The 9,638-nt window shown below is 66.9% G+C and carries 7 protein-coding genes; 1 reads left to right on the top strand and 6 read right to left on the bottom strand.

The window, feature by feature from the left end:
- Positions 1–43: 43 nt before the first annotated feature.
- From AC07XP_RS19475 to AC07XP_RS19500, 6 genes are all read right to left on the bottom strand, one after another.
- Positions 44–889, bottom strand: a complete 846-nt coding sequence (locus AC07XP_RS19475) for an OmpA family protein (protein ID WP_495265588.1) — start codon at positions 887–889, stop codon at positions 44–46.
- A 7-nt stretch (positions 890–896) separates the two neighbouring features.
- Positions 897–1,880, bottom strand: a complete 984-nt coding sequence (tagF, locus tag AC07XP_RS19480) for a type VI secretion system-associated protein TagF (protein WP_095950376.1) — start codon at positions 1,878–1,880, stop codon at positions 897–899.
- Positions 1,877–5,743 carry a type VI secretion system membrane subunit TssM gene (gene tssM, locus AC07XP_RS19485; RefSeq protein ID WP_495265589.1) on the bottom strand — a complete coding sequence of 1,289 codons (3,867 nt, stop codon included), beginning with the start codon at positions 5,741–5,743 and terminating at the stop codon, positions 1,877–1,879. The genes tagF and tssM overlap by 4 nt, the downstream gene beginning before the upstream one ends.
- A 24-nt stretch (positions 5,744–5,767) precedes the next feature.
- Positions 5,768–7,240 (bottom strand): hypothetical protein, encoded by a 1,473-nt coding sequence (locus tag AC07XP_RS19490; RefSeq protein ID WP_495265590.1) that lies wholly within the window; start codon positions 7,238–7,240, stop codon positions 5,768–5,770.
- Between the two features lie 108 nt (positions 7,241–7,348).
- Positions 7,349–7,642, bottom strand: coding sequence for a PAAR domain-containing protein (locus AC07XP_RS19495; RefSeq protein WP_062481115.1), 294 nt, complete (start codon positions 7,640–7,642; stop codon positions 7,349–7,351).
- Between the two features lie 60 nt (positions 7,643–7,702).
- A complete protein-coding gene (locus AC07XP_RS19500; RefSeq protein WP_370681903.1) occupies positions 7,703–8,545 on the bottom strand; it encodes a M15 family metallopeptidase in 843 nt (280 codons plus the stop codon).
- A gap of 160 nt (positions 8,546–8,705) precedes the next feature.
- Here AC07XP_RS19500 and AC07XP_RS19505 point away from each other — a divergent pair, with 160 nt between their 5' ends.
- Positions 8,706–9,533, top strand: coding sequence for a hypothetical protein (locus AC07XP_RS19505; protein WP_495265591.1), 828 nt, complete (start codon positions 8,706–8,708; stop codon positions 9,531–9,533).
- The last annotated feature ends 105 nt before the right edge of the window (positions 9,534–9,638 follow it).

The raw sequence follows: 9,638 nt of genomic DNA on the forward strand, positions 1-9,638 counted from the left end.
CGCTGAGTGAAAGAAGAAAGGCCCGCGTTGCGGGCCTTTTTCTTTAGCGTCCCACCCGGAACTCGATGCGCCGGTTGCGCGAACGCCCCTCGTCGGTCGCGTTGCTCGCCACCGGCTGGTCCGGGCCCACGCCCGAGGTCGTGAGCGTCATCGGGTCGATGCCCTTGCCCACCAGGTAGCCCTTGACCGACTCGGCGCGCGACTGGCTCAGCGCCAGGTTCGACGCGCGGTTGCCGGCGTTGTCGGTGTGGCCCACCACCGCCACCGACTTGTTGGTGAGCTTCTGCAGGATCGGCGCCATCTCGTCGAGGATGGCGCGGCCCTTGCCCGTGAGCGTGGCGCTGCCCAGCTCGAACTCGATGGTGCGGTTGGCCAGCGCCTGGTCGACCGCGATCTGCTCCGACGCGGGCACGCGCAGGCTGTTCTTGATGGTGTAGGTCGGGTTGAGCGAATTCGCCATGTCGCTCACGATCTTCTGGCGCAGCGCCTCGTTGCCGACCTCGCCGCTGAGCGCCATCTGCGTGCCCTCGATCTGGAGCTGGCCGCGGTGGATGTCCTTGAGCGAGGGCGTGATCAGCCGCTGCACGTTGGCGGCCCAGTTGGCCGGCATGCTGACGGTGCTCACCACCTCGATCTTGTCGATCACGCCGCTGGGGCCGTAGATGCGGCGCAGCGCCTCGATGACGGCGGCGCGCGTGGCCTCGTCGGGCACCTGCCCGCCGGCCACGACCGGCTCGCCCTTGCCGACGGCCGCGGCCGTGGTCTCGACGCGCGCGGCGGTGGCGCCCGCTGCGGGTTGCTGTTGTTGTGGTTGCTGGGCCTGCACGGCCGGCACGAGCGCGAGCCCGCAGGCCATGGACAGCACGAGAACGCGCAAAGAACAATTCATGACCGTGTCATTCCCCGATGAAGACTTCGCGAAAGGCGGTGAGCACGATGTCCAGCGGCAGCTGCGGCTGGTCGAGGTAGCTCACCAGCTTGAACATCGCGTAGTTGCTGTGGATGGTGTCCTCGACCCACTCCGGGTTGTCGATGTCGATGTTGTGCTCGGTGTAGACCTGCGGATGCAGCACGCTTTGCAGGCTGCGCGGCGACAGGCCGTTGAAGCCGATCACCAGCCGCGAGCGGCCGTCGATCTCGGTGACCAGCAGTACCAGCTCGAAGTCGGCCTTGGCCAGGAACTGCGACACCATCTCGAGCCAGAAGGTGGCGATCAGCGAGCGGTCGACCGGGTCGCGCGGCAGCGGCAGCGTGAGCCCCTTTTCCAGGTGCGACACGGCGCTGGCCATCACCGGCTGCAGCAGCAGGCCCAACGCCAGGATGGCGCGGCGCAGCGACACCTTGTGGCCGTCGAAGTTGAGCATCTGCTCGATGCGCAGCAGGCTGGTGTCGCGCGTGAACGCCGCATAGGTGGCACGCGAGGCCGATTTCTTGAAGCCGGTCTCGATGGCCGGGTCGATGGCCTCGAACTTCTTCAGCTCGTTGTCCAGGTCGGTGCCGGCCGCCAGCGACTGCACCTGCACCGCCATGCGGTCCCAGTAGGGGCCGATGAGCATCGGCGCGCCGCGCATGAAGTCGAGCGCCTCGTCCACGTCCACCGAAGTGGCCGCCAGGAACGGGTAGCGGCGCGACGACTCGTCGCGGCTGGGGCGCACGTGCCCCGCAATGGCCACGCGGCTGCGCGAGCCCAGGCACACGAAGTGCATCGGCGCGGCGTTGTCGTAGATCAGCTTCCAGCGCGGGTCTTCCGACAGCATCTCCATGGTCTGCGACAGCCAGTGGTCGAACACCTTGATGAGCTGCGGGTTGTACAGGCCCTTCACGAAGTCGCCGCGACCGGGCAACTTGCCGAAGTAGCACAGCTGTTGTGGCGCGCTCATCTTGCTGCCCCCCCTGCCTGCACCGGCGCCTGGGCCGGTGCCTGAACCGCCGCCGCCGCTGCTGCGCGCGGCACACCGATCTCCGCGACCGTCGACGGCAGCACCGTGCCGCGCAGGCCCTTGCCTTGCGGCGAATCGCCGCCCGAACCGGCCGACTGCGTGTTCTGGATCACGCGCAGCTTGACGGTCACGCTCGCGTTGTCGCGCGCCCACGTGAGCTCGAAGCTGCCGTCGGGCAACTTGGTGCGCTGCGCCGTGCTCAGCAGGCGCTCCAGGCCGAAGTTGCCCGGCTCGTTGATCAGCTCGACCGTGCGCCCGTCGAAGGTGACGGCGGTGATCTTCGCGCCCGGCGTGCCCTGTGCGTTGGGCCAGACGAAGTTGGACCACTGCGGCGGCGTGTTGCGGTAGCGCAGCTGCTGGCCGTCGATCTCGACCATGTATTCCGTCAGGCCCGACACGGGCTGCGGCAGGATCTGGAACAGCGTCTGCGGCTGCGCGCTGCCACCCGCACCGGCCGCGGCACCGCCCGACAGCGGCGCCACCCACTGCGCAAAACCGTTCACGAAGTCGGGGCTCAGCGTGAGGCCCTGGTCGCCCCAGGCGCGCGGCGACAAGAGGTCGCCGCGGCGGATCACCAGCGAGCCCAGCGTGGTCGTCACGAACTTGCCGATGGCGCCTTCAGGTCCGAAGAACTGCGCGATTTCCGCCGGCGAGGCCTCGATCTTCGCGCTCGCCGAGAACGGGTACTTGGTGGCCAGCGACTGCTGGAAGGGCTGGTGCACCTGCGCGCTCCAGATCTTGTTGACCTCCACCGCGGTCGGCTGCACCGTCACCGCGTAGGCCTGCAGCAGCGGGCGCACCAGCAGCGGACGCAGCGCCTGGCGCTGTGCGGCGTCCATGCCGGTGAGCATCTGCTCGTCGACGTACTTGAGCGCGTCGGCCAGCTCGGAGCCGTTGCCTTCCAGCGTCTGCTGCATGAGCTGGCGCGCGCCCGGTCCGGGATCGCCCTGGTTCTTGATCTGGTTGAAGCGCCCGCGCAACTTCGACAGCGTGCCCAGGTAGCCGCGCAGCAGCGAGGTGTTGTCGCGCTCGACCACCAGGCGCGCCACACCCGCGAACTCGCGCCCGATCGGGCCCATCGGGATTTCCGTGGCGCCGCCGTTGAGGTCGACGTTCACGTTCACCTGCGACGGCGTGGCGCGGCTGAAGAGGCGCTTGAACCAGTTGAAGGCGCCGGTGCGCGCCTGCTGCAGGCCGGCATTGACCAGCGAGGGGTTGTCCCACGAGGTCTGGTCGTACACCGTGTCGAAGACCTTGCGGATCGGCGAGTTCTGCGGATCGCCGAGCTGGTTCATCGCCACCACGGCCTGCTCGAAGCTGCCCATGTCCTTCACCGCGATGCCCTGCAGGAAGCGCTGCCACTCCTTGGCGTACTCCAGCTTGTACATGGTGGCCAGCGTCTTGCGGATCTGCTCCGGGCTGCCTTCGAGCGTCAGGTCGTCGTTGCCGGCGACGTTGAGCACCCAGTCCTTGCTGGAGGTTTCCTTGTTCGCGGCGTCGCGGATCGCGTCGTCCACGTACTGCTGCCAGGCCTCGCGCGTGAACGCGCCCGAGATGGCGACGCTGCCGGCAAGGGTGCCTTCGGCTTCGGCGCTGCTGGCCGTGGCCCCGAGGATGCGCGCCACCGTCATCGGCGCGAAGCGCGTCGAGGCACGCGCCTTGATCTCGGCGTACACGCGTTCGCGCGCCGGCATGCCGCGCACCACGCGGCGCAGGTTGTCGCGCGTCTGCTCGACCAGCGCCAGGTTGGTGTCGGCCAGTGCGGGCCAGTTGTCGTCGCCCACGCGGCGCAGGTAGAAAGTAATCATGCGCTCGGCATCGCGGATGACCGCCGCGCGCGGCATGTCGCCGCGGTTGCTCTCGAGCCAGCCGCGCCAGAAGCGCGAGATCTGGTCGGTGAGGTGCGCCGTTTCCACCTGCCGCTTGTCGGACAGCATGAGGTAGGTCTTGAGCGCGTTGTAGGCGTCCTGCACATCGGCCGGCGAGGAGCCGGCATACAGGCCGCCGCCTTCCGGCGCTGCGGCGGGTGCCGTGGTGGTCGTGGCACCGGCGACCGGCAGCGGCGCGGGCGCGGCGCCACCCGTCAGCGCGGCCACGGCGTCGGCGCGCTTCAGGCGGTCGGGGTGCGCGTTGACCTCGCGCAGGAAGGCCTGCAGGTTGTCCGACACCGGCGCGAGCATGAGCTGCTTCACGCCGCCGTAGTACTCGGCCACGAGCTTGTCTTCGAGCTGGTTGCCCTGGTACAGGCCCAGCGACAGCGACAGCGGTCGGTCGTTGCGGAATTTCTCGAGCTGCTCGATGCGGTCCTGCAGGATGCCCAGCGCCTCGAAGCGCGTGCGCAGGCCGTTGTCGCTGGCCTGCAGCTTGACGACCTTGTCCAGGTCGGCCTGCACGTTCTCCACCAGCTGCCGGTTGCCGAGGTACGACCAGGTCCAGCCGCCCAGCAGCAGGCCCAGCACCGCGACGAAGGCGAAGAAGCTCACGTAGCGCACGCGCGCCTTCACGGGGCTGGAGAACTGCCGCACCGTCTTCTTGTCGGCAAAGATCACCTTGGAGAACAGGTCGCGCAGGAAGAACCCGTTCTGCGAATAGATTTCCTTCGACTTGGTGGCCGCGTTGCTCAGCGTGAGCCCGAAGCGCTTGGCGATGCGCTCGGTCGACAGGCTGCGCATCGTGCCTTCCTGCAGGGCGCTGGTGAAGTAGAAGCCGCGGAACACCGGCTTGTGCTGGAACGGGTTGCTCTCGAACAGCGTGGCCAGGAAGGCGCGCAGCGCGGGCTTGATGGCCGCGAACTCGAGCGGAAAGATCAAGAGCTCGGGCGACGGGTCGCTGCTGCGGTGGTTCGCGAAGTGCGAGACGCTGATTTCCTTCAGGCCCATGTAGAGCTCGTCGAAGCGCTTGTCGAACAGCGCCACGGCGTCCTGCTTCTCGTCGCCGTCGTAGGGCAGCGAGGCACCCCACACGCGGTCGCGCTCCATCTTGTCGCTGTCGCCGAAGAACTCGGCAAAGCCGGTGATCAGGTCGGCCTTGGTGAACATCACGTAGACCGGCGCGAACACCTCGAGCCGCTCGGTGAGTTCCTGCATGCGCTGGCGCAGGTTCTTCGCGAGCTGGATCGCAAAGTCGGGCCGGCTGCCGATCAGCTCGGGAATGCTGGCCGTGATGATGATCCCGTTGATGGGCGCCTTCGGCCGGTACTTCTTGAGCAGGTCGAGGAAGCCGAACCACTCCTTGCGGTCTTCCTGGTGAATCGAGTAACGCCCCGCCGTGTCGAGCACGATGCCTTCGGTGGTGAAGAACCAGTCGCAGTTGCGCGTGCCGCCGATGCCCTGGATCACCGCGTTGCCCTTGTCGGCGAACGGGAACTGCAGGCCCGAGTTCAGGATGGCGCTGCTCTTGCCCGCGGCCGGGTTGCCGATGACCATGTACCAGGGCAGCTCGTACAGTGCCTCGCTGCCCGACATCTGGCCGATCTTCGAGGTCTTGATGGTCTTGACCGCCTCGACCATGCGCCCGCGCAGCTCGTCGATCTCGGCCTTGCGCTCGGGGTCGCTGTCGCGCACGGCGGCATCGGCCTGGTCCTCGAGCATGTCGCCGAGCTTGCGGTTGGCCGCGCGCGTGCGCATGCGCCGCACGAACCACACGAGCAGCCACAACAGCAGCAGCACCACGAAGATGCCGACGGCCCAGATCGCGCCGACTTCGAGCGTCTGCGCCCCGAGCAGCAGGAACGCGCCGAGCGCGATGGCGCCGATCACCGACAAGGTGCGCGGATCGGCCAGGAAACTGAAGAATCGCCGCATAGAAGTTTCTGGAATCGGTCCTGTTTAAGTAGCGGGTGACGCGGGGCTCGCCGGGCCGGCCAGCAAGGCCGTTCGGGCGAGCGCGTCCTGCACGGAAATGGCGAGCACATGCCGTGCATCGCGCGCAGCCAGGTGGCACGCGAGCACGACGGCGCTCATGTCGGCCGCGGCCCCCAGATGACCCAGGGTGGCGCAGACAGAGAGGTTGTTTTCGAAGGGCACATGCGGCAGCCGCTCCTGCACGAGCTTCGCCACTTCGGTGACGCGGCTGGTGCGGTGGTCGGCGTCGCTCACGACCCAGTCGACCTGGGCGGTCTCGAGCGTCGAGGTGGCGAGCAGGTGCTGGGCGAAGCGATCGAGCAGGCTGGCATCGGGCGTGCGCGCGGTGTCGGCCGAGGCCTCGCGCTGACCGCTTGCGCTGCGCGACAGGCGCACGGCGTCGGGCGGCGCCAGCAGCGCATCGCCGGCGCGCACGAGCAGCAGGCCCGCGGCGGCTTCGCCGGGCACGCGGCCCTTGCGGCGCGTGGCGGTGTACAGCAGGCCATCGGCCTCCCAGCGCGCGATGCTCGCTTCGGACACCGAGGAATCGGCCGCCAGCGCGATCCACAGCGCGGGCCTTTGCTCGCGATGCAGCGACAGGCTGATGCGGTCGAGCAGCGCCATGCCGGACACGCCGTCTTCGCTCTTGAAGCAGTCGACAAGCCAGCGCTGCGACGCATCGCCCTCGCGCACGCGCTGCTGCACCCACTGCGTGGCGATCGCGCGTTCACTCTCGCTCCATGCGCCCGGCAACAGCAGCGAGAGGTTCAGCTGCGGCGCCGCCGCCGGCCCCGGGATGACGCCGCCGCTGGACACGAAGCGCCCGGGCGCGCGCACCGCGAGCGCATCACCCGCGTTGGCGATCGCCTCGGCCGCGGACGCCAGCAGCTCCTGCAGCACGTCGGACATCAGGTGGATGGCGCGCAGCCGGTCGTCGGGCAGCGCATCGACATCGAAAGCTTCGCCGGCGGGTTGCAGGCTTTCGCGCAGGTGCTCGCGCAGCTCGTTCTCGTCGATGCCTTCGACGCGTCCCGCGATGACGGGAAAGCCTTCGCCGTCACGCAGTTCGGGAACGATCTCTGGCGTCTGCGCCTGGCCGATCGCGGTGGCCACCGTGTCGGCATCGCTGCCGCGTGGTGTGCGAAGGGCGAAGGCGAGCACGGCCATCTGCAGGCGCTCCTGCGAGGCCTCGGTTGCTGCGGCATTCGATGAGGCGGCGGCGCCTGCGACCACTGTTGTCCCAGCTGCGGGCAACGCAGCGGCGGGCGCGGCCGTGAAGATGCGGCGCAGCACCACATAGAAGAGCATCAGCGCCAGCGGAAGCACCACGAGGTAGAGCACGATGTCGCTCGTGCTCGGCATGCGCGCCGTGTACTGCCAGTAGACGATCACGAGCACCCACACCGTGATGAACACGGCGCAGGCCAGGAGCACGGGCTTGATCAGTCGCGACAGCATCCGGAGTTTTCGAACGCCTGGGTCACGCGAGGGCGATAGCGATGGCAGCGGCCCACGCGGTCGCGTGACCGCATGCCATGCCTGCAGCCGAAGAAGGAGGCACCGCCGTCATTCGGACGCGGAAGCGATCTGGCTGGACAACAGCCTGCAACCGCAGGCCGCACGGTCGCCGTGGCGCGCCACGCGACGGCCATCGATCGACACGCAGTCGCTGCCCGTCACGATGGGGTTGATGCCATGGCCGGGCCGTGGGCACGACACCATGTCGCCGATGCGCGCCACGCGCCGTTCGTCGATGTGCGTGTTTTCGGATGCGGTGATCACGAAGCCACCGTGGTCGGTCTTGTCATGCAGAACGATCCACGGGCGGTCGTTGTCCGCCTCGGGTTGATCCTCACCCATTTGAACTCTCCCCCTTGATTGCCTCGTGGTGTGCCGGTGCGACAGATGTCGTCTCGGCATTCAGTTGCGTGACAATTTAAATCCCGGCTTGCGGTACTCCACGTGACCGTAATCCCTGAAGGACCATCGACCACCCCACACCAAGCCCACGGACTCGGCCGCTTCACCATAGAGGCGATAGCCTTCCATGGCCCATGGATCTTTTTCAGAGATCACCAGCTTGCCATTGCGATAGAACGCGTTGTCTGCCGCAAGTCCATACTGATGATAGCTTTGATTAGCCTTCGCCATGGTCACTGTATTGCCCAATGCAGCGAGTTTGGCTTGTCGTTCGGGGCTGCGATAACCCTCGAGCAATGCGAGGTCGTAGCCGTGCTTTTCTTTCATGATCTTGTAGACGAGCAGCAAACGATTACGAAAGTCCACATCGAGAACAGCCCAGTCCCGACTGCCTTCTTTCGTGAGCGGACGAATCTGCTCCACCTCTGCCGTCGCAAACACCTCGGGCGGCAACGGCTGCGGCGGCACCAGCTGCTCGCCTTTGAGCAAGGCCTCGATCTTCGGGTCGCTTGTGGCAGCCCAGTCATCGAAGAACAGAACCCGGCCACTTCCGAAAGTCACACTTAACAACACCGGCACGATAAGCAGACCCATGCCCGACAGCAACAAGTAGCGATGCCTTACGGCAAAAGTACGCACTCCCGAGCCGCTGTCGCGCATCAACTGAAAACTTGCTTCGGACACAAAACCAAGACGGCGTCCTATTCCAATAAAAAAGAATGCAATAGCAGTAGAAATGGAGACCGTCGCTCGCAACACACGGTCACGAAAAGAAGGGAACAAGAAGATGGCAAGTGCTGCCACCATCAAGGCAAAATAACAAAAGAGAGTGAAGAAGATCAACGGTGTTCAATGAGAGCCACTCAATTGTATGAGTCGCTTAAAAATTTGAACCCATCGCACGCAGCACCTTGTTGCATCCCAATTGCGATATCGCGTTGATCACGCCACATAAAGCCGAGGGGAGAAATCACATGCCCGCAGCCAGCCGGACCACCCATCCATGATGGGCGCGCCAGACGCCCACAAGGACCGACCGAGCCTGCTCGGTTCGAGCGCACCCACCGCGGCCACATCGACCGCCGCACCCGGCGGCGAATCCACGCGGGTGCTCGCACAGTTCGGTGGCCGCGAGAGCGGCGCGCGCTCCTTCTTCGCACGGCCCGGCGTGTGGGCTTCGCTCGCGGTGTTGATCGGTGTGGCGGGTGCCACGACTTACCACCTGCAATCGAAGCGCGCGGACGCCGCAGCGACGACCGTGGCGGCAGCAACGCCTGCGCCGGTTGCAGCGCCTGTCGCCAAGGAACCACCGAAGCCCGAAGCGCCTGTTGCCGCCGCGGCACCGGAGCCCACGCCCGCACGCATCATCGAAGGCGACAGCACGCCGCCGCCGGCACCGCAGCAGCAACAGCAACAACAGGCCTCTACGCCGTTCGCAGCCATCGGTGCGCAGCCCATGGCCGTGCCGCCGGCCGCGAAGCCTGCGCGCGTTGCAGTGGCAACATCCCCCGCGAAGAAGGCAGGCGCCGACAGCAAGGCCAGCGCCGTTGCCGCAAAGAAACCGGAGCGCATCGCCTCGGGCTCGAAGAAGCCCGTGCGCACGGCCGCGAACGGCAAGCCCGTCAAGACCGCTGCCAATACCAGCAAGGCAACGAAGCCCGCCGCGCGTTCCGAACTCACGCAAACGGCGGCACGGCCGAAGGGACCCGATCCCGACACCGACCTGCTGACCGCGCTGCTCAAGCGCAGCAAGACCTCCGACCCCGCACCATCGGCGCAGGCCACTGCCGCAACGGCGGACTGCAAGCCGGGCGCACCTTGCAAACCTTGAGCATCCGAACCTGAGCGAATTCCCGATGCCTTCCGCTGACCGCAGCGCCCTGTGGGCCGAGCTGAGCCAGACGGCACGGCTGTACCGCCTCGAAGCGCCGAGTGC

Source organism: Variovorax sp. GW531-E2, assembly GCF_059423125.1.